Here is a 22,088-nt window from a genome sequence, read left to right as displayed (position 1 = left end):
TGATGATAAGACCATGACGAGAAAACTGAGCTGGTTCACCGCCCTGTTGCTGGGCACTGCCACGCTGGCGCAGGCTGCGCCACAGCCTACAGCGCCCGAGGCACCTCGCGCTGCCGCGCAGACGCCACTCCCGGTGGTGGCTCAACCCCTGGATGTGAATGCGCCGCTGCGCGACAGCCAGCTGCTGTTCAATCAGGTCGCGCCGCCACCTGGCAGCATGACGCTGCGCGGTACCGAACCCACCAGCCAGATCGAGTTTGGGGTGCGCAGTGACGAAGTGGTGACGCGTGCATTATTGACGCTCAGTTATCGCCCCTCTCCAGCGCTGATCCCTACGCTGTCGCAACTTAAGGTCTATCTCAACGATGAACTGGTGGGGCTGATCACCGTCACGGCTGACCAACTGGGCAAAGAGAATCAAACCCAACTGCCGATCGATCCGCGCTTTATTGGCGACTTCAACCGTGTGCGTCTTGAGCTGGTTGGGCATTACGCTAACGTGTGTGAAAACCCCGCCAACAGCACCATCTGGATGGATATCGGCAAAGAGAGCAAACTCGATCTGACGCTGCAAAAACTGCCGCTGAAGAACGACCTGTCGCACTTCCCGGAACCCTTCTTTGACGCGCGTGATAACCGGCCTTTACAGTTGCCGATGGTGTTCAGCAGCCAGCCAAATCTGGTGCAGCAGCGCGCCGCCGGTATTCTGGCTTCATGGTTTGGCAGCAAAGCCCAGTGGCGTGGACAGTCGTTCCCGGTGCTGTATAACCAGTTGCCAAAAGATCAGCATGCGGTGATTTTCGCCACTAATGATCACCGCCCTGACTTCCTGAAAGACCTGCCACCGGTCGACAAGCCAACAGTGGAGATGGTGAGCCAGCCCGACAATCCGTACGAAAAAATGCTGCTGGTGCTGGGCCGTGATGATAATGACCTGCTGACCGCCGTTGAAGGTATCGCACAAGGTGAACTGCTGCTGCGTGGCGATACGTCCACCATCGACAGCGTGAAACTGCTGGCTCCGCGCCAGGCCTACGATGCGCCAAACTGGGTACGCACCGATCGTCGCACCACCTTTGCCGAGCTGACGCAATATCAGAACCAGTTGCAGGCCGACGGTTTGCAGCCGAACCCCATCAGCCTGACGCTGAATCTGCCGCCCGATCTGTTCCTGGTGCGTGCGCGCGGCATCGACATGGATCTGATTTACCGCTATACCTCGCCGATTCAGCAAGATGGCTCACGCCTGGCGGTGCATCTCAACAATCAGTTCATGCAAGATTACCCGCTGACGCCAAAAGACACCGCCGGACAGCAGCTGATGCATATTCCGCTGATGCAAGGTTTGCAAGACAGCAACCGCCAGTTGACCATTCCTGCTCTGCGCTTGGGTGTGGTGAACCAGCTGCGCTTCAGCTTTGATTATGCCAACACCTTTATTGGCGGCACCGCTGATGGCCGCTGCGAAACCGTGACTGCCGTTGGCCATCACGTGGTGATCGACGATAACTCCAGCATCGATTTCTCTGGCTATCGCCACTACATCGAGATGCCGTCGCTCGGCGCCTATGCTAACGCCGGTTTCCCGTACAGCCGCTACGCCGATCTCGCGCAGACCATGGTGCTAGTGCAGCCGAAGCCGGACAACGGCGAAGTCAGTACCATGCTGAATGCCTTGGGTGCCATCGGAGCGCAAACCGGTTACCCGGCACTGCGCGTGCAAATGAGCGATAACTGGCAGCAAGCCAAAGACAAAGATGCTGACCTGCTGATGATCGGCGGTATACCGCAGGATCTGCAGGATGATAAGAAGATCAACTTACTGGTCGATGCGGCACGTAGCTGGATCAACATGCCTACGCGCCCGATCACCGCGCAGAATGTGCCGGTCTCCGACAGTGACCGCAAAGTGGAAAGCCAGACCGGTATCAGTTCACGCGGCCCGATGGGTGCGATTGTCGGATTCCAGTCGCCGTTTAACGATCAACGTAGCGTTGTCGCCTTGCTGGCTGACAGCCCACGCGGCTGGGATTTACTGAATAACGCGCTGCTCGACAGCGGAAAACGTGCCGCCGTGTTTGGCTCTGCCACCATAGTGCGGGAATCAGGCGTCACCAGCGTGCGCGTGGGCGACACCTACTTCGTCGGCCATCTGCCATGGTGGGAACGCTTGTGGAATATGCTGGCAACCCATCCGGTGTGGCTGGCGATTTGTGCCGTGGTGGTGGTGATTCTGTTTGCACTGATGGCATGGCGTCTGATGCGCATGGTCAGCCGTCGCCGTCTGGCCGAGCTGGATGATGATGAATAAACTGCCACTTGGGCTGCTGATTGCCTGCATCCTCGCGGGCCCCGGCGTGGCAGCCGATGGTCCGCAGGTTTCACCGGTCGCCTGGCTGCTGATGCAGATCCGCACCGGTGAATCCACCAACAAATACGATCTGGTGCAGCAGTCACTCTATCGTCTGGAAAAAATCGATCCGGATAATCCCCAGGTGCTGGCGGCGCAAATCCGCATGGCACTGCGTCAGGGCGATCAGGCCAAAGCGCAGACTCTGTTGGATGAATTGAAGAAAGTGGCGCCGAATGACATCGCCACACGGGAATCCGAAACCGGCCTGCGCTTGATGAGCGCGGAAGGTCGCCAGCAGTTGCAACAGGCACGCTTGCTGGCCACCGCCGGACGCGTAGAAGAAGCTAAAGCGGCCTGGGATGCGCTGTTCCATGGCGTCTTCCCGGACGTCAACACCGAACTGGAATACTGGCGTCTGGTGGCGCGTTTACCGGGCCAACAGATCATCGCTTACCGCCAGTTGCAGGGGCTGGAGCAGCGCTATCCCGGCAATATCGGCGTAGAACTGCAGCTGGCACGCATGGCGTTTGATAACAATCAGCCGAATGAAGCGCTGAAGCAACTGCGCAGCCTGGCCAATCGTGATGGCGGGCGTGATGCGGCTTCAGAGCTGTGGCTCCAGCAGATCCAGAATCAACCGGTCAGCGACCGCACCGTGGCCAGCCTGCAACAATATTTGCAGGTATTCACCTCGGGTGATGCCCAACAGCGCGGCCAGGAAGAGCTGGCACGGCAGCAGAAATTGCTGGCCGATCCAGCCTATCGTCAGCGTATGCGTGGCCTGGCGCTGGTGGATGCGGGCGGCGGGGCCGGTGCCATTGCCTCACTGAGCGCAGCGCTGAAAGCCAACCCCAATGATGCCGAGTTAATGGGTGCCATGGGCCAGGCGCAGGCGCGTGCCAACAACCGTGCGGCAGCCATCAGCTGGCTGCAAAAAGCCATTCAGGCCGGGCAAGCCAGTACCCAAATTGGCAAATGGCAGTCGCTGCTGCAAACCAACCGCTATTGGCTGGCCATCAATAATGGCGATGACGCGCTGAAAAAAGGCGATCTCTCTGGCGCAGAACGTCAGTATCGCAGTGCGCAGGCCATCGATAATCGCGACAGCTGGGCGTTGATTGGCCTGGGCGATGTCGCGCAGGCACGCAAAAATGAGGCGCAGGCGGAACAATTCTGGCAACAGGCGCTGCGTCTGGATCGCAGCAATACCACGGCGGTGAGTCGGTTGGCTGGGCTTTATCAAAGACAATCTCCCGCACGCGCCATGGCGTTTATCAATTCCCTGCCTGCCGCACAGCAGCGCTCCCTCGCCGATACCCTGCGCTCGCTGCGCAGTGACAGCCTGCGTGCGGAAGCCGATGCGCTGGCACAACAAGGCCAGTGGCACCAGGCGGTGGTGAAATATCGTCAGGCGGCGCAGGACAACCCTAATGACATCTGGCTCTCTTACCGCTTAGCCGGGGCGCTGCGTAACAGCGGCGCAGAGGCACAAGGCGCACAAGTGATGGACGCCATGGTGCGCCAGCATGCACAAGAACCCGCCGCACTCTATGCGTGGGCGCTGTGGCTCTCCTCTGGCGATCAGGATGATGCGGCATTAGCGGCACTACATCGCCTGCCTGAAGCACGCTGGGACAGCAATATGCATGAGCTGGCCGATCGCTTAACCCAAGATAAAGTCTTTGCCCAGGCCAGCGAACTCCGGGCCAACGGCAAGGAACAAGCTGCGCTGGCACTGTTAAACCAGCAGCCCGCCTCGCAGCGTCGTGACATCACGCTGGCCGACTGGGCGCTGGAACGGGGTGATGCCCAATCCGCGCTGAACGGCTATCAACGCGTGCTGCAACAGGATGCACAGAACAATGATGCGGTATTAGGCCGCATTGAAGCGTTAATCGCCCTTAAGCGCACGCAGGAAGCGCGGCAGGCACTGCACGCCCTGCCGCCGAGTGTGGCACAGCAAAATATCAACAGCGGAAGGCGCGTGGCGCTGGCCTGGCAAAACAGCGGCGACAGCGTGCGTGCGCAACAATTGCTGAGCGATTTAAAAACGCGTGTGGCCAAAGAGCCGCCGTCACAGAGTAAAGCGCTGGTGTACCGCGATGCCGCGCGGCTGGAAACCCCTGAGCTGGCGCAGCAGGATTATCGCCAGGCGATGGCCGCCAGCGGCATCAGCCATGACGCGCCGCTGAGCAACGATGATTACACCCGCCTGACGCGCAATGACGAACAAGATGACTGGCTGAAACGCAGCATTCGCAGCGATGCGGCCGACCTGTATCGTCAGCAGGACACCACCTTCACGCTGGAGCAGGATTACTCGCGCGATAAGGGCAACGGCGGCACGTCCGATTTTACCGCGCACACCACCATGATGCAGGCGGAGACGCCTTTCGCTGACGGACGCAGCTTTGTGCGCGTCGATCACGTATTGGTGTCAGCGGGGACTTTTTCCACCACCAACGGCAGCCACAGTGAACGGTTCGGCAGCTGTAATGACGATAATTCAGGTGGCTGTAGCCGCGACTTCACGCAGCGCGATGAAGGGACTTCGATTGGCGTCGGCTGGCACAATGACCGCTGGTCAGGGGATATCGGTACCACGCCGCTCGGCTTTGAAGTGACTAACTGGGTGGGCGGCTTAAGCTGGAAAACCGATGTGAAAGATATTGGCGTGACCTTCACTGCTTCACGCCGACCGATTTCCAGTTCGCTGCTGGCATACGCGGGCGCCCGCGATCCGTCCGTCAATGGCGGGAAAACCTGGGGCGGCGTGGTGGCAACCGGTGGCTCCATTGGGCTGAGTTACGATCAGGGCGAGGCCAATGGCGTGTGGGCCGATATCAGTGCCCATCAAATTACCGGTGAGAACGTTGCCGATAACAGCCGTGAACGTTTGATGGCGGGTTACTACTACAAGCTGATCAACGAGAATAACCGTCGCGCGACCATTGGCCTCAACAGCATGTTGTGGCATTACCAGAAAGACCTCAGCGATTACACCTTCGGCCAGGGCGGCTATTACAGCCCGCAGCAATATTTCTCACTGTCGGTGCCGGTCACCTATCGTCAACGCACCGAAAACTGGTCCTATGATCTCGGTGGCTCGGTGTCCTGGTCGCAATCGCAAACCGACGGTCAGCAGCGCTATCCGGTCAATCCTGGCTTTACGCTGGCATCCAATCCCACTTCTGACAGCAGCTCAGGCAATGGCTTCGGTTATACCCTGCAAGCGGTGGTGGAGCGCCGTCTGACGCCGCACTGGTCCGTGGGCCTGGCGATGGATATCCAGCAAGCCAAGGATTACACCCCAAGCCATGGGTTGATTTACATGCGCTATTCCATGGCAGGCTGGAACGGGGATATGGACATGCCGCCACAGCCATTAGAGCCGTACGCGGATTTTAAATAAGGGTCTGCACGGGGAATGAAACCGGTCGGCATGAATGCCGACCCTACGCGGATGACGTACCGGTCGCCATTTATGGCGACCGGTACGTCATCCGCACGCAGTAATTGTTAACGCTTCTCTTGATAAGCCAGCCACGTCAGCAGCTGCAAACTGGCCGAGAAGTAGTTCTGATCCGGCGCTAAACGGTCGCTAAGATAACCGGTTTGGTTCAGAGTCAAATCTCGGATAGCCAGCAGCCCACCATCCATATTGTATGGCGCAGGTGTATTAGCGAGCACATCAAACCAGGCTGGCGTGGTCATGCGACCATAGCCCTGCCAGACACGCTGGAACGGCACCAGACGTAAGCTTTGCGGATCGTACCACCAGATATTCAGCGGGATACGAATCGCGTCATAGCTGAAGCGGTTGGAGTAACCCACCGCAGGCGCGACTGAACCATCAGCGTTCAACGCCACCCAATCCAGCGGCAGGCCGGTTTTGCCGAAATGCATATCGCCCAGCAAATCCATCCCGTCATCGATCAAGCTGTTCCACACGCGCAGATGGCTACGATCGGCAAACTCTTTCCATGCGGCAAACAGGAAATAAGAGGGATTCAGCACCACATAGCTGTTTTTATTGAATCCTTGTGCGCCAGGTAACATCACCGTGCGCCCGCCAAAGGTAATCACGTTCTGTTTGACGATAGCCCGTTGAATACGGTCAGAGGTGGACTGATAATCACCGCCCCACTTCTGCCCCGCACGCTGCAGCGCCCATGCAATCAGCAAATCGCCATCGGACGCGTTGTTTTTATCCGCAATTGGATTGGCCGCACCCGGGGTATAACGCCAGTAGAACAGATCATTCTGTGGATTACGCAAATGGCTACGCGTCCACTGCCACAGCTTATCAAAGGTGGCACGATCGTCGTTTGCCACCGCCAGTAACATGCCGTAGCCCTGGCCTTCGGTGTGGCTGACATTGTTGTTAGCCGTATCGCTGATACGGCCATCGCTGCTCATAAAACGGCTTTTAAAGGTACTCCAGCCGTCTGCGGCCGCCTGGGCGCTAAAAAACATCACCATGAAACACAGCATCCATTGACGCCAGAACCGCATCACTTTCATCACAGCATCCTATTGATATCGATAATGCAGCGTACCGCCGTCGTTCTTCTCGAACGTGACCGGCACCGCCGCACTGCCACCTTGCGCCTGTAACCACTGGGCATAAACGCCCGCCAGCACGGCGCTTAATGCCAGTTGCCAGCGCTCAGCATCCACATTGCTGTCGCCCTGCGGCAGCGCGTGGTGCTGAATAAGAATCGCATTTTCCTGCGGTTGCAGTTGGCTGAAACCCCAGTTGAAACGGGCCAACTGCAGATTAATTTCGCGCTCCAGATCCTGCACGGTACGCGCTTCTGCTAAAGGATAGCGTTTTGCCAGCGATGCGCCCACGTCGATGAGAAAACCTTCCGCTTCCTCGCCCGCGTTATTCAGCATGCTTTCAATCATCACGCTGACCAGGTCGAACCAACCTGGCTGATGTGGATGGCTGACGCGCGCGGTTACTTGCTCACTCATTAGTTGTCTCCGAACATGTAACGGAAGTACAGATTCGCTGTGCTCTCGTTGTAATCGCCAAAGGTGTCATAGCCTAACTGGCCGCCAATGGTGACATCTTTGTTGATCTTGTAATCGGCACCGGCATGCAGGTTGTAACCGATACCGTTTTTGCTGTCGCCGCTGTAATAGGCACTCTTCACGTAGCCCTGATCGGCCAGGCTCTGCATTTGCGCCTGGTAAGTCGGATCATTCGGGAAGTAGGCGCTCTTATCCTGGCTGTACGACTGATAACCCACCGAACCGCCGACGTTCACTTTCAGGTCGTCAAACTTGCGGGTGAATTCGATAGGGAATGACACCGACGCATAGTTTTGCGGGCTGAAGTAACCGCCCTGGCCGTAGCTGAAGTAGCTGAGGTTTTTCGAGAAGTCCATCCACGACAAACTCATCCCGGCTTTCAGTTCACGGTCATCGGAGTGGAACGGACGCACATAGGCACCGGCGGTCGCCTGCACGCTATTGTTGCTTGCCACGTTTTCACCGATGTAACTGTACGCACCGCCGCCTACATAGAAACCGGCATCGCCGTTATCGTAGCTCAGTAACGCGTTACCGCCGTTTTTGGTGACGCGGCCCCAGCGCTTACCGCTGGTTTTGTCTTCGACGCCAACGTAAGAGAGTAGGCTGTCAGTCATCGCGCGACGTTCACCGGTGAGGATCAACGTCAGGAAGTCAGTCAACTTCGGCGACCACTGCACACCACCGACCAGCGTACTCAAATCCTGCCCGAGCGGGGTGCTGCCGAGGTCAATCTTGTAGCTGTCGCCTTTCAATGCCAGGTTCAGCTCAACGCCGGTGGCCTTCTGCGAATCGGTGGACGAGGAAGGCACATCGTCAATTTTGGCATCGCCCGAGGCCACCACATTCCCCTGCACCAGGGCGTTGGTGCCGAAGCGACGCCATGCGTCACCGGCCGCACTGCCTGCCGTCAGAGAAACCGGGGTCATAGTGAAGTCAAAGCGTGACTCGCCAAACGGCACGGTGGAGAAAGTCAGCGGCGCTTTGGCTTCGGTCAGTTTACTCAGACCCGATTCGCCATCACGACCGCGCACCTGCATTTGCCCCTGCACCCAAGTACCGGTTTTTTCTTGCAAATCGTCCATCATGTTGTCGATTTGACGCAGCGTCTGGCTCTGCTGCACCGCTGGCGTATTACTTGCCAGCGTCACGCCTGCGGCACTGCTGGTGGAGGCATCCGGTGCTGACTGCCAGGGCATGACTGCGCCATAGGCAGAAGGAGAACCTGAAACCGGTGAGGTGCTGCGGTTGATGAACGGGTTGTCGGCCAAGGCCAGACCACCGACGCTCGGTACACTGCCCGTCTGTGCACCTTGCAGGCCAATCAACTGACCGCGTGCGGTGCGCAAGTAACTCATTGCCTGGCTGTGCTCGCCGTTGGCTTCCGCCACGCGTGCCAGCAGCAGCAGACGGTCTGGCGTCTGCTCGTTGCGCAGGCCACGCGTTAAGGTATTCGCCTTATTTACATCATTATTGGCCAGCGCCACATTGATGGCTCCGGTACGCGCGTCTTGCGTTGGCGTATCCTGGGTCATCAGATAGTCATACACCACGCCGGCTTCTTTGTTCATCTTGCCGGACTGGTAGAGACGCGCCATCGCGAACATCAGATCGCGGTTTTGTGGATCGTGCTGCAGTGCGCCCACCAGCTTGTCGTAAGCGGCGGCGTACTGTTTCTGTTCACGCAGGCGATCCACTTCATTGATCACGTAACCGTTACGAATACTCGCCAGCTGAGTCGGTGTACTGCGCGACTGCAACTCTGGGCTGCTGAGGAAGCTCTGCGCTTCGGTATTCAGGCCCGCCTGGTTCAGCACCGCCACCTGGGCGGCATAGTCACCAGCGTTACCCTGAATGCCACGCTGCATATTGCTGCGCACCACCGACACGGCGGTGGTGAGATCGCCCGCTTTCGCCAGCTTCTGCGCCAGATTGCCCGCATCTACCGGGTTGGCTGGCGGGGTAGAGGCCAGCGCACGTAAGGTGTTCGCGGCGGCGGCATTTGAACCCTGCGCCAGATACTGATCGGCGGTCGCCATTTGCAGGTTGAAATTCACACGCTGGGCCAGTTCGCGCATGTCGCTGCTCTTGCTGCCGTTCGGAATGCGCGACAGCAGTAAACTGGCTTGCTGCCAAGCACCGCTTTCGCTGGCGTTCAAGGCACCGGCATACAGCTCATTGGTGCTGGCCCCGCTGCGCATAGCAGGCTGCATAATGTTGGCGGCCATCATGTTATCGCCCTGGGCGCGATAAATACGCGCCAGGTCAAGACGCAACCAGCCGTCGTTCGGATAGCGCTGGATACCGCTGTTGAGTGTGGCAATCGCGGCACTGTTGTTACCGGCAGCCAGTTCACGTTTTGCCTGTGCACGGATCGGATCGGTGCTGTTGCCGCGCGGTGCCACGCTCTGACGCACGCTATCCGGCAGTGATGCCAGCAAGGTATTCGCCTCTGCGCTGCGGTTTTGCTGACGCAGGACGTAGAAGAGACCTTCTTTGGCATTACGGTTATTGGCATCCGTTTGCAGGATAGCGCGATAGGTCTGCTCTGCCTGATCGAGCTGATTACTGCGACGCTGGACGTCCGCACGGAACAGCTTCGCAGCAACACCTTTCTCACCATCGGCCTGCGCCAGCGGCTCACTCAGCGCCAGCGCCTGGGCGCTGTCACCGTTCTTCAACGCCTGCTGGGCAGTCGCCAGCTGGGCATAAAAGCGCGCATCCGCCGCCTGTTTCTGGCGTGTATCACTCTGGTCGCCGCCCAGCTGCGCGGCGCGTGTCAGGTAGTCCGCCGCTTCGGCGTAACGCCCAGCACGCTGAGCCACATAGCCCATACCGGCCAGCGCATCGGCATCCTGCGGGTTGGCCTGCAGCACCTTTTCAAAGTTGTTCTGTGCATTACTGACATCACCGCTGTTCAGCGCGGTAAAGCCAGCGCCTTTCTCAGCACCACCGACGTTTTTACGGTAGTAATCCATCACCGCATTATCCTGCGGGTGGCGCTGCTGCCAGGTTTGATACAGCGAAGCATCGGACGCCTGTGGCCCCAACCACAGCAGCGCCTGACGCAATGAGCGGTCAGCATCTTTATTGCCATCGGCCAGGGACGCGAGCAAATCGATCCCCTGACGACGGGTGGATTCCTGGTAGGTCATCGCCTTACCCAGCGCCAGTTTCGCGCCGGTATCCTGCGGATGGTCGGCAGAGAACTGACGCAGCGCTTCTACCGCCTGGGGCAGCAGCGCGCGGTCTCCCGCCATCGTCAGGTAATACTCTGCCGCCACGCTCGGGGGTGGCTCATTACCGTTAAAGGTATTACGCCAGGTTTGCAGTGATGCCGCAATGTTGCCGCTGCGCGCCTGCTGACGCGCCAGTGACAGCTGTGCCTGTGGAATGGTTTGCAACTGACGCGCGTTATCCAGCTCGGTGAGATGCGGATCGTTGGGTGATGCCGCGCTCAGGCGTGCACGCCATTGCGCCGCTTCCGCCGTGCTACCGCTCTGCTGCGAATAGAGCGCCAGCAGATAAAGAGCCTGAGTGTTGTTTGGCTCCACCATCAGCACTTTCTGCAGCGAAGATTTGGCTAAATCGTCATGCGCTTTCTGATGCCAGTAAGCCGCCTGATCGAACAGCGCTTGTAACGCAGGATTGGTACTCTCTGCCGCCAACAGCGGTTGAGAGAGCGTCAAAGCCCCACCCAGAATCAGGGCATGACGAATACCGGCACTTAACAGATTTTTTTTCATTGTTTTTATCCTTACTTCTTGCCGGACTTGCTATCAGCTTTCGGGTTGAGACGTCGCCACGCATGACGTTTCAGCATCGCCCAGGCGCCACCGCCTACCAGCGCTGAGAGCAGCAGTGCCGCCAGCGCCATCAGCACGGAGTGCTGGTTGGCATACCACACCACCATCATGTACCACGGCATTTCGCCACTTGGGAATTGCGGTCCGACACGGAAGCTGCGAATGCCGTTCTCATCGGTGATGATGGCGGTATCGCCACGAATACCGGCGTTGATGCGTGAAGAGTTCAGGTCCTCATGCAGGCGCAGCAGCTGTTGGTCGCTGGTCGCCACGGTCATCACCACCAGACGATCCGCATTCCATGGCGAGCGATAGCTGACAAAGCCACGCCACGCTTCGTTTGAGGAGAAGTAACGATCGGCATCCAGCTGCTGGCGATACCAGTCACCGGTCAGCCAGCCGCGCAGTTTGTCCCACGTGGTCGGGTCTTTCACGCCCAGCGTATTGCCACTGGTTTCATACGGCGTATTCGCCAGCATCTGCTGGTTAAACTCGCTGTTCTGCGTGGTGCTCACCGCCAGCAGATCGCTCTGCTGCAGACGCGTCAGATTGGTGCCGCCATTCGGCAGGCCAAACAGCACCTGGTTCTGCACCAGCGGCACGCCTGTGGCGTTACCCGCACGTGAGGACATATCCAGCAATGTGGAGATCTCGGCATCGGTAGGCTTTTCCGGCAGCAGCAAGGTGGTCTGCGAGAAGTCCGCCAGACGTGAGAACGGGAACGACGCGCCTACGAAGTACGACAGGTTCGGTAACATGGTGAAGTGACGCGTGTGGCTAAGATCGATCCACGAATCATCTTCAATGCGGCTCTTGATGTTGTTGTTGAGCAACACACCGCAAGGCGCATCCGCTTTCGGCTTGATGTTGAAGTACAGCGCCAGCTGGTTGTCACCGTAAATCAGATACGGCTCCAGCTTCAGGGTGTAATGCTCCTGACGCGCGTCGCCGCCCAGACGATGCCAGGCGCTCTCCAGCAGACCGACTTTATTCACCGTCAGGTTGCGGAGAAACGTGCCGTTAATCATCACGTTAAGGAACGATTTGTTCTCATCAATCCAGCTTTCTGATGGGAAACGGTAGTGCAGTTCCACCGGAATGGTGTCGCCATCCCACATGAACAGATCCGGTGCCGCGCGGAAGTTGACGCTCAACGCATCGTGCCAAATACCGGTGGTGGTCAGGCTTTGATCTTTACGCAGCAGCTCGCTCAGGCGCACTGGACGGCTGGTGTTGATCCAGCGTGGCGCGTCATACGGCTTACGCACACCAATCTGCTGCGGCTGAACATTCAGACTGCTGGCGTCGGTGGTCAGCGGCTGCGTAGTCAGGCGATTTGCCGCCTGACGTAACTGCGCGTCGTCCGCCCCTACCACTAACAGCAGTTTGTAGACCGGGTTGTTCGGGTTATCGATCACTTGCAGCAGTGGGCCATTGGTGGCCGGCAAGGTCACCGAACCGATTTTGTCACCCGGGTGACCGACCAAAATGCCGTTGTGCTCTGGCAAATCGCCACGCACCACCGGGAAACGGATACCGCGATAATCAGACTGAATGCCCATCCAGGAAGCCACTAACGCTGCGGCGCTCACGCTGTCAGGTGCCACATTGGCGGCAAAACCAAAGGTCACGCTGGCGGGCGTCATGCGCTGCGCATCAATGAACGGACGCGGGAAGTTGCGCAGGCTGGTGCCAATATTTAACTGCTGCCCTTCGAGGCTCAGCGTGGTTTTCGGCAGAATTGAGACCTGATACTGCTGCGCACTCTCTTTTTCGCACAGCAGCTTATCCGCATCGTTGATTTTGAAGCTGAGGTTGTTGCTCGACACCACCATCGCCGCAGGAATGTCCAGCTGGTAGTCACTGACATCGCTGTCGCTGGAGCCCAGCGGCAAGGTGCCCAACGGCTGGCCGTTGAGCATCAGCTGCAGTGAGGTATTACGCGCCGCCAGCGCTGCAGAAACACGCAGCGACAGATTAAGGTGTGCGTTGGTGATCACCTCATCACTTGGCAGGGTGAACACGATACCGGATTGCAGCTGACCACCGGTCAAGGTAATGCCCTGCGGCTGGCCCATCTGAGCCACCGTAATCGTGCTGCTTACCGGCTGGTTCAACATCGCGGTAGCTGGCGCGGCGGCTACCGGCGCAACAGGGGCAACGCTCGGCAGCACCATTTCCGGTGCAGGAGCCATATTGTTGTTCGTTGGCGCACTATCAACCGGTGCAGGCGCCGCGCCCGTTGTATCGGCGGGGGCAGCGTTCTCAGTGGCGGGCGCGTTGTCTACCGGTGCATAAGGCGTGGCACCCGCGGCTTGTTGTAACTGCGTATCCGCTTCACTCTGAATCCCTTGCGGTGGCGGCACGTCAGACAGCGCCGAGCTGTCTTGGGTGACCGCAGGCGTTTCCGCCCAGGCAGGGGCGAGCATCAGCGCCGTTGCCAGCGAGCTCGCCAGCAACGTTTGAGTCAAGTTCTTCATGCTGCGCTGTCCTCTTTTACGGCGGCCTGGTTGTCACGCTTATGCTTCTGACGGCGATCTTTCCAGGTCAGCCAGAACAGCTCGAACACGGTACGAATAATAGTGCCCAGTGAAACCAGCGGGTTGTCCTGTTTGTACTCGGGCTGAATCCACGCATCGGCACGCGCCAGTACCACGCGCACCAGTTCACGGCGGCGCGAGAGCGGCATATCGCCAAAGCGCAGACGAATGGTTTCGTCATCGCCGGAGATTTTGCTCACCGGGATAGTGATAGCGCCCGATTTTAGCAGCAGGTCAATCTCTTCGATTTCATCGGTCTCGTGGCGATTGTCTGGCGCATCCAACTGCGCACCGCCCATCGACAAGTCGCTGGTTTGGGTACGTGAAGAGATGCCGCTCGCATAGTGAATCACCGCCGGAATCTGCACTTCGATACGAATGGTTTTACGTACCTGCTTGGTTTCACGCGCCACGGCAATCGCCGCCATCAGGATGATCAGGCTGAACACCGCCCAGCCAACGTTGAGCGCAATAACATAAGGGTCAACACCGAAGTAGTCATGCGCCGTGGCGCGCACTACGCCCGCCACAATGCCGATGGTCAGCAGCACGGCGACAATCACATGTGGACGCACGATGTGGAAGTCGAAGAAGCCCTGATCCAGCAAACCGCCTTTATCCGTTACGTTAAATTTCCCGCGCTTAGGGGCCAGCATGGTCAACAGCGTCGGAATCACAAGGTGGAAACACATCACGGTTTCGTAGATTTCACCCCAGAAGGTGTAACGGAACTTGCCGTTCATGCGGGAGTTGACGTACAGCGACATCACCAGGTGCGGCAGCACGTAGGCAAAAATCAGCGAGGCTGACGAGTGAATGATATTCAGGTTGAACAACAGATACGCCAGCGGTGCCGTCAGGAAGGCCACGCGCGGCAGACCAAACTGGAAGTGCAGCATGGCGTTGAGGTAGCACAGGCGTTGCTGCCATTTCAGACCGCGGCCAAACAGCGGGTTATCAACACGGAAAATCTGCGTCATGCCACGCGCCCAGCGGTTACGCTGTATGACATGCAACCCCAGACGTTCGGTAGCCAGACCGGCAGCCAGTGGAATCGCCAGGAAGGCAGATCCCCAGCCCAGACGCTGCATTTTCAATGCGGTGTGTGCATCTTCGGTCACCGTTTCAACAGCAAAACCACCGATCTCTTCTAACGCACTGCGACGGATAACCGCACAGGAACCGCAGAAGAAGGTCGCATTCCAGTTATCGTTGCCCTGTTGCACCGGACCGTAGAACAGTGCACCTTCGTTTGGAATGCTGCGCGCGGCGCGCAGGTTACGCTCGAACGGGTCCGGAGAGTAGAAATAGTGCGGGGTTTGTAACAGCGCCAGCTTAGGATCTTTCAGGAACGGGCCGACCGTCGCCTGCAAGAAAGTACGGGTGGCAACGTGGTCACAGTCAAAGATGCAGATCAGCTCACCTTTGGTGATTTTCATTGCATGATTGAGGTTACCGGCTTTCGCATGGCTGTTGTCGTCGCGGGTGATGTACCCCACGCCCACATCCGCCGCAAATACCGCAAACTCACTGCGCTTGCCATCATCCAGCAAATAGACTTTCAACTTGTCGCGCGGATAATCGATGCACTGCGCCGCCAGCACGGTATCACGCACGACATCCAGGCTTTCGTTGTAAGTCGGCACGTACACATCCACCGTTGGCCACAGGCTGGTATCATCCGGCAGCGGTTCAATGGTGCGTTTCAGTGGCCAGGTGGTCTGCAGGAAGCCCAGAATCAGGATCAGCCAGACATACAATTCGGCCAGATATAAACCGATGCCGAGAATGGCTTCGATCTCTGAATTAAATTGCAGCGTCTCTGTGGTGCGCCACCAGATATATCGGGTCGACATCAGCGCAGAAAGAATAACCATCACAACGGTTATTTTGCGGCTTTTGCTGAAGCCCAGTAGAAACATCATCCCGATGCTGATTAAGCCAAAAATATATTGTTTCTGGCTGTCCATAGGCGTGATGACGATTACCGCAGCGACCGGTGCAAGCACCAGCAGCAGGTAAAACCCGAGTTTACTCATGATTCACCCTAAAGAAGCTGTGTTGTTATTATTGCGCCAGGCAACAGCCTGGCTTATTTAATAATGACTGCGAATGGGCGCCTGAACTTCACCGTTACCCACGGTAATATTCAGGATATTTGCCACACGTTTGGCCACCAGTTCGATATCAAACGCGGCCGCAGAGGCAGGGCTGAAATCAAACACCGACTGTTGTGAAGCATTGGCTTCCGCGACGCTTTCATCGCGGTGCACCACACCCAATAAGTTCTCACCCAGACGCTGCTGCATAAAGCCGGTGACTTCACGGCTAATATTGCGGCGGTTGTCGCTCTGGTTAAGCACAAAATAATGACCACGTTTATTATTCAGTGGCTGACCTATCATGCGGTCATTTTCTATTTGCGGAAGAAGTGAGACGGAAGCGGTATCTGCGAGCATCACCACTAAATGCATATCGGCAAGTGCGGTCATGGCTTTAAGCGCCGGACCTGGACCTGGAGGAAAATCAGCAATAATCACCAGTCCCGGATAATTCAGCACGGTATCCAGGCCGCGTTTCAGGAAATGCGGATCTTTAACCAGGTTTTCTTCGAAACGCTCACGCTGATCTTCAGTAACGTCACCATACGGCATGACAAAAATATTACCGCCGGTGGTGAGAATGGACTGGCTCCAGTCGGCCTGCTCTTCAGAGCGGGCAACAAAACCACGGCCGTCGTGCAGCGGTACACCAAAATGCAGACGCAAAGCGTTCTGGACATCGAAATCGATTGCCAACACCTTGCTGCCGGCGCGCGCCAGACTCCATGCAAGATTGGCCGCCATGGTGGTTTTCCCTACTCCCCCTTTAGGCGAGCACACACAAACTAACGGCATAGCGCGATTTTCTCCAGTAACGGTTTTAATAGTGTTTCTTTAGAAATATTAGCAGGTTCCGCGGGGCGTGAACGGAACAGCGCACCAAAGCGAGACGGTGCAGCAGCAGCCGGCTGTACCGGTGCGGCAAAAGTCGGTGATGGTACAGGTGTCGCAACCGGACCAGCGCTAACCACAGTGTGTGGGGCGGGCGCTGGTGTGGCCGCAATCGGTGCGGGTGCTGCCACGATGGGCGCAGGTGCTGCGACAGGTTCAGCAACCGGTTTCGGCGGCGGCGGCGGAAACAGCGAAGTGGTCGCCTGGCGCTCAACCACGGTCGCTTTAGGCGCTTGCGCGATCGCTGAAGGTGCGGGTTTCGCCGCTGGGGCTGGCGGGAAGAGTGAAGAAACACCGCTCGACGGTGCAGCGGGCACGGATTCTACCGGCGCAGTCGCGGCCAGGCTGTCGAGAATCGATCCACGTGTGGTGCTGCCAGCGGCAGCTATTGGTGCCTGCAGAGGTGCAGGCTGTGCAGGTGCGTCAAACTCATCGCCACGGATCGGTTGGGGTTGCGGCAGGTCAATGCGCTGACCGCTGCCTAATTCCGGCTCATTATCCGTCGCCAGCTGGCGAATAATGGCCCATTGGCTGTGATCCGCGTCCTGCGATTGCCCAGACATATCCTTAAAAGCGATATCAAGCGTGTGCGTTTTTTCTTTGAAACGCTGCAGATCGTCGTAATTCTTCATGATCAGAGCCTGTAAAAACGGGAGGGAATTTTCCTGGAATATAACACACACATTAAAAGACGGTGAGAGAAATCTGATTATTAAAACAACATATTCAATAAAAGAGTTTTATCTTAATGATTGAAATTCTACATATGCAAATAGCATGCTGTTATTTATGGCCGGAGATTAATTAATATCGATTAACTGAAATAATAACGGGGTTAACATTAACCTAACCTACTGAAAAACCTTCAAAGTGGTTCAAGTTACGGATTTTACACCTGTGTGATAACACTCACACAATCCTGACATTATTCAGAATTTGCCTTAACGATTTATATCGTAACCAGGACCAATTTATTACTGATTCACTGGCGTAATACATTTCAGACCTCTTTTTTTTCTCCGCACTCAGCCGTTAATTTTACTGAAGTATAAACCAGCAAAAAAGAAAGGCTCCCGAGGGAGCCTTTAGCTATTTTTGGCGGTAATTTACGGAACGCCCACCGGCTGATTCTCATCCTGATCAACCGCAAAGCAGGCGATTTGCTGTTCGCCATACTGTTTTAGCTTGGGCTGCAATTGTACACAGCTGCCAAAACGACGGCGGCAGCGCGCGTTAAATGCACAGCCCGGCGGTGGATTGAGCGGGCTGGGCAACTCACCGGTAAGTTTGATGCGCTCACGACGCTCATCTGGATTGAGTCGCGGCGTGGCAGACAGCAATGCCTGGGTATAAGGATGGCGAGGATTGTTAAAGATCGCCTCTTTGCTGCCTTTTTCAACGCAGCGGCCTAAATACATCACCATCACTTCGTCGGCAATGTGTTCAACCACGGACAGGTCGTGAGAAATGAACACATACGACAAACCCAAATCCTGCTGCAAATCCATCATCAGATTGAGCACCTGCGCACGCACCGAGACATCCAGCGCCGAGACAGGTTCATCGGCAATCAGTACGTCTGGGTCGAGCATCAAACCACGCGCAATGGCGATACGCTGACGCTGCCCACCGGAGAACATATGCGGGTAACGGTCATAGTGTTCGGTTTTCAGACCGACCTTCGCCATCATCTCCAGGGTTTTTTCCCGGCGTTCCGCTTTGCTCAGCGAGGTGTTGATCACCAGCGGCTCTTCCAGAATCTGGCTGATTTTTTTGCGCGGATTCAGCGAGCCATACGGGTTCTGGAAGATGATCTGAATTTTCTGGCGACGCAGCTTCTGCGCCTGCGGATCGTGCTTCAGCAAATCCTGACCGTGCCAATAGAGCTGCCCTTCGGTTGGCGTTTCAATCATGGTTAACAGGCGACCCAGCGTGGATTTACCACAGCCGGACTCCCCCACCACCGCCAGCGTTTTACCACGCTCAAGGTTAAACGAGACGCCATCCAGCGCTTTGACCAGGCGCTCCTGGCCAAACAGCCCTTTCTTCACCGGGTAGTGTTTTTTCAGGTCAATCGCCTGCAGCAGGTAATCCTGCTCAGTGTTATTAAGACTCATAAGTCGGTCTCCCGGCATCATCCAGTGGGAAATGGCATTTAGACTGGCGGCCAGGAATGTCGCGCAGTTCAGGTTCTTCACGACGGCAGCGGTCGGTCACGTACGGACAGCGTGGGTTGAGCAGACAGCCGGTTGGGCGGTCATATTTGCCCGGCACCACACCTGGCAACGAAGCCAGACGCGCTTTATCCGCGGCAAACTCCGGCAGCGCACGCAGCAGCGCCTGGGTGTACGGATGACGCGGCGCTTTGAAGATATCCACCGCTTTACCGCTTTCCACCACCTGACCTGCATACATCACGATGATGTGCTGCGCGGCTTCCGCCACCAGCGCCAGATCGTGGGTAATCAGGATCAACGCCATGTTTTCTTGCTTCTGCAAATCCAGCAGCAGTTCGATGATCTGTGCCTGAATGGTGACGTCCAGCGCGGTGGTCGGCTCATCTGCAATCAACAGCTTCGGTTTGCAGGCAATCGCCATGGCGATCATGACACGCTGGCTCATACCGCCCGAGAGCTGGTGCGGATAGACATCCAGTCGCGAAGCCGGGTCGGGAATGCCCACCTGCTCCAGCAGGTCGATGGCACGCTGACGACGGGTGCTTTTGCTGCCACCCTGATGCACTTTCAGCGCTTCCATAATCTGGAAACCGACGCTGTAGCACGGGTTAAGGCTGGTCATCGGGTCCTGGAAGATCATCGCCACTTCAGCGCCCACCAGCTGGCGGCGCTCTTTTTCGGAGATGCGTTGCAGGTCACGCTGGTTAAACTCCAGCTTTTCGGCCATCACACGGCCGGGGTAATCAATCAGCCCCATGATCGCCAGTGAACTGACAGATTTACCCGAGCCAGATTCACCGACAATCCCTACCACCTGGCCTTGTTCAACCTGGTAGCTGATGCGGTCTACGGCGCGGAACGGTGTTTTTTCGTCGCCGAAATGCACCGATAATTTTTCTACATTTAATAATGCCATCTCGGTGCCTCTTTACTGCTTGAGTTTCGGGTCGAGTGCGTCACGCAGACCATCGCCCATGAGGTTGAATGCCAGTACAGTGAGCAGGATGACGACACCAGGGAACGTCACCACCCACCAGGCACTTTGCGCATACTGCAACACGTCGGAGAGCATGGTGCCCCACTCTGGTGTTGGCGGCTGCGCCCCCATTCCGAGAAAGCCCAACGCCGCCATATCGAGGATGGCATTGGAGAAACCTAATGACGCCTGCACGATCAGCGGTGCCAGGCAGTTAGGCAGAATATTGACGAACATCTGGCGCAGAGTACCGGCCCCCGCCACGCTAGAGGCGGTGACGTAGTCGCGGTTGACTTCCACCAGCACCGCAGCACGGGTCAGACGGATATAGTGCGGCAAGGCGACGAAAGTGATCGCCAGCGAGGCGTTGACAATCGACGGGCCGAAAATCGCCACCAGCACCAATGCCAACAGCAAGCTTGGCAGCGCCAGCATGATGTCGACCAGACGCATGATCACGGCATCCACCACTCCGCCGAGGTAACCGGCCATCAGGCCAAATATCACCCCGAGCACCAGTGACAGCACGACAACCAGGCACCCCACCAGCAGAGACAAGCGCGCACCGAACATCAGACGCGAAAGGACATCGCGGCCAACGTCATCGGTACCCAGAATAAATTTCCAGCTACCGCCATCCTGCCACACCGGCGGGTGCAGCAGCGCATCGCGGAACTGTTCGGCAGGCGCGTGCGGCGCCAGCACATTGGCGAACAGCGCGATCAGCAGCATCAGAATGATGTAAACCAGGCCAATCACCGCGCCTTTGTTACGTTTGAAGTAGTGCCAGAATTCCTGAATGGGGGTCATCGGCTTGGGTGCAGCGGTCACGCTTGCGGGATCAACAGTAGACATGATTCCCCCTTATTTCTTATGTCGAATGCGCGGATTGACCACGCCGTACAGCAGATCAACCAGCAGGTTGACCACAATAATCAGAATCGCCACCAGCAGCACGCCGCCTTGCACCACCGGATAGTCACGGCGTTGCAGCGCTTCAATCAGCCAGCGACCCAGTCCCGGCCACGAGAAGATGGTTTCTGTCAGAATCGCACCGGCCAATAAGGTGCCGACCTGCAAACCGATAACAGTGACCACCGGCAGCATGGCGTTACGCAGTGCGTGTACCACAATGACGCGCATGCGCGTTAAGCCTTTAGCACGCGCGGTGCGGATGTAGTCTTCACCCAGCACTTCCAGCATCGAAGATCGCGTCATACGCACAATCACCGCCAGCGGAATGGTGCCGAGTACGATGGCCGGCAGAATCATGTGCATCACCGCATCTTTGAAGTCACCCGGCTCGCCCCAGATCAGAGTATCAATAAGCATGAATCCGGTCAGAGGATGGCTGTCATCAAGGAAGATGGTGTCACTGACACGCCCAGAGACCGGCGTGAGGTTCCATTGAACCGACACCAGCATGATCAGCATGATGCCCCACCAGAAAATCGGCATTGAGTAGCCGGTCAGGGAGATGCCGACCGCAGTGTGATCGAACACGGAACCGCGCTTCACCGCCGCCAGAACCCCCACCGGAATCCCTACGGCCACGGCAAAGATCATGGCGCAGATACCGAGTTCCAGCGTGGCTTTAAAACGAGGAACGAATTCATCCCAGACTGGAATGCGGCTTTTCAGCGAGATACCGAGATCGCCATGCAGCACACCATTAATGTAGGTGATGTACTGTTTCCACATCGGCTGGTCGAGACCAAACTGGGCCATCAGTTGGGCATGACGTTCGGGGGAGATGCCGCGCTCGCCCGCCATGATCAGCACCGGGTCACCGGGGATCAAATGGACAAACGCAAAGGTCAGTAAGGTAATACCGATAAACGTTGGGATGACAAGGCCCAGACGTCGGAGTATGAATTGCAGCATAAGCCGGGTTCTCAGTCTTTTCCCGTGGCGTTGCCGCCAGGGTCTACATTGCTCACAACACGCAGCCGGCATAGCCGGACGCGACGCAAGAAGCGCTTCAAATACCCGTCATACTTCACGCTGCAACTGCGTTGGCTTCATTCGCTCACCCCAGTCACTTACTTGAGTAAGCTCCTGAGGATTCACCAATTCGCCGCCTTGCTGCAGAGTGAATTATTTAGGGTATGCATTAATTTAGCCGGAAAAAAAGTGCGGAGTTCGGGCGACGAAGGGGCCGCCCGAGGGCCAGCAGCGCTGGCCCTACCCGCGATAATCCGAA

13 protein-coding genes are annotated in these 22,088 nt (G+C 57.1%); 2 read left to right on the top strand and 11 right to left on the bottom strand.

Going from position 1 to position 22,088, the window contains the following annotated elements; genetic code table 11:
* Positions 1-13: 13 nt before the first annotated feature.
* Together bcsB (QMZ30_RS19325) and bcsC are read left to right on the top strand one after the other, a co-directional pair.
* A complete protein-coding gene (bcsB, locus tag QMZ30_RS19325; protein ID WP_283228624.1) occupies positions 14-2,311 on the top strand; it encodes a cellulose biosynthesis cyclic di-GMP-binding regulatory protein BcsB in 2,298 nt (765 codons plus the stop codon).
* On the top strand, positions 2,304-5,765 hold the full coding sequence (gene bcsC / locus QMZ30_RS19320; RefSeq protein ID WP_283228623.1) for a cellulose synthase complex outer membrane protein BcsC: 3,462 nt from the start codon (positions 2,304-2,306) through the stop codon (positions 5,763-5,765). Before bcsB (QMZ30_RS19325) ends, bcsC begins: the two co-directional genes overlap by 8 nt.
* A 107-nt stretch (positions 5,766-5,872) precedes the next feature.
* On the opposite strand, the gene QMZ30_RS19315 is transcribed toward bcsC, so the two are convergent.
* From QMZ30_RS19315 to dppB, 11 genes are all read right to left on the bottom strand, one after another.
* Positions 5,873-6,877 carry a family 8 glycosyl hydrolase gene (locus QMZ30_RS19315; RefSeq protein WP_283228622.1) on the bottom strand — a complete coding sequence of 335 codons (1,005 nt, stop codon included), beginning with the start codon at positions 6,875-6,877 and terminating at the stop codon, positions 5,873-5,875.
* Positions 6,878-6,886: 9 nt separating this feature from the next.
* The gene (gene bcsD, locus QMZ30_RS19310; RefSeq protein WP_039329158.1) at positions 6,887-7,333 is read right to left on the bottom strand and encodes a cellulose biosynthesis protein BcsD; all 447 of its coding nucleotides are present in this window, start codon (positions 7,331-7,333) and stop codon (positions 6,887-6,889) included.
* On the bottom strand, positions 7,333-11,139 hold the full coding sequence (locus tag QMZ30_RS19305) for a cellulose biosynthesis protein BcsC (protein WP_283228621.1): 3,807 nt from the start codon (positions 11,137-11,139) through the stop codon (positions 7,333-7,335). Before QMZ30_RS19305 ends, bcsD begins: the two co-directional genes overlap by 1 nt.
* An 11-nt stretch (positions 11,140-11,150) precedes the next feature.
* Positions 11,151-13,679: a cellulose biosynthesis cyclic di-GMP-binding regulatory protein BcsB gene (gene bcsB / locus QMZ30_RS19300; protein ID WP_283228620.1), complete on the bottom strand. Its 2,529-nt coding sequence runs from the start codon at positions 13,677-13,679 to the stop codon at positions 11,151-11,153.
* Positions 13,676-15,778 (bottom strand): UDP-forming cellulose synthase catalytic subunit, encoded by a 2,103-nt coding sequence (gene bcsA / locus QMZ30_RS19295; RefSeq protein ID WP_283228619.1) that lies wholly within the window; start codon positions 15,776-15,778, stop codon positions 13,676-13,678. Before bcsA ends, bcsB (QMZ30_RS19300) begins: the two co-directional genes overlap by 4 nt.
* A 57-nt stretch (positions 15,779-15,835) precedes the next feature.
* The gene (bcsQ, locus tag QMZ30_RS19290) at positions 15,836-16,636 is read right to left on the bottom strand and encodes a cellulose biosynthesis protein BcsQ (RefSeq protein WP_039329151.1); all 801 of its coding nucleotides are present in this window, start codon (positions 16,634-16,636) and stop codon (positions 15,836-15,838) included.
* Positions 16,627-17,364, bottom strand: coding sequence for a cellulose biosynthesis protein BcsO (gene bcsO / locus QMZ30_RS19285; protein ID WP_283228618.1), 738 nt, complete (start codon positions 17,362-17,364; stop codon positions 16,627-16,629). The genes bcsQ and bcsO overlap by 10 nt, the downstream gene beginning before the upstream one ends.
* Before the next feature lie 474 nt (positions 17,365-17,838).
* A complete protein-coding gene (dppF, locus tag QMZ30_RS19280; RefSeq protein WP_058972843.1) occupies positions 17,839-18,849 on the bottom strand; it encodes a dipeptide ABC transporter ATP-binding subunit DppF in 1,011 nt (336 codons plus the stop codon).
* On the bottom strand, positions 18,839-19,825 hold the full coding sequence (dppD, locus tag QMZ30_RS19275) for a dipeptide ABC transporter ATP-binding protein (protein WP_058972842.1): 987 nt from the start codon (positions 19,823-19,825) through the stop codon (positions 18,839-18,841). The genes dppF and dppD overlap by 11 nt, the downstream gene beginning before the upstream one ends.
* A 12-nt stretch (positions 19,826-19,837) precedes the next feature.
* Entirely contained in the window at positions 19,838-20,740 is a 903-nt protein-coding gene (dppC, locus tag QMZ30_RS19270) for a dipeptide ABC transporter permease DppC (RefSeq protein ID WP_283228617.1), read from the bottom strand.
* 9 nt (positions 20,741-20,749) lie between these two features.
* A complete protein-coding gene (gene dppB / locus QMZ30_RS19265) occupies positions 20,750-21,769 on the bottom strand; it encodes a dipeptide ABC transporter permease DppB (RefSeq protein ID WP_039334996.1) in 1,020 nt (339 codons plus the stop codon).
* Positions 21,770-22,088 lie beyond the last annotated feature (319 nt).

This window comes from Pantoea sp. EA-12, assembly GCF_030053355.1.
Taxonomy (GTDB): domain Bacteria; phylum Pseudomonadota; class Gammaproteobacteria; order Enterobacterales; family Enterobacteriaceae; genus Pantoea; species Pantoea vagans_C.
The sequence above is the reverse complement of the archived record's forward strand: the minus strand, read 5'-3'. Positions and strand labels throughout refer to the sequence as shown.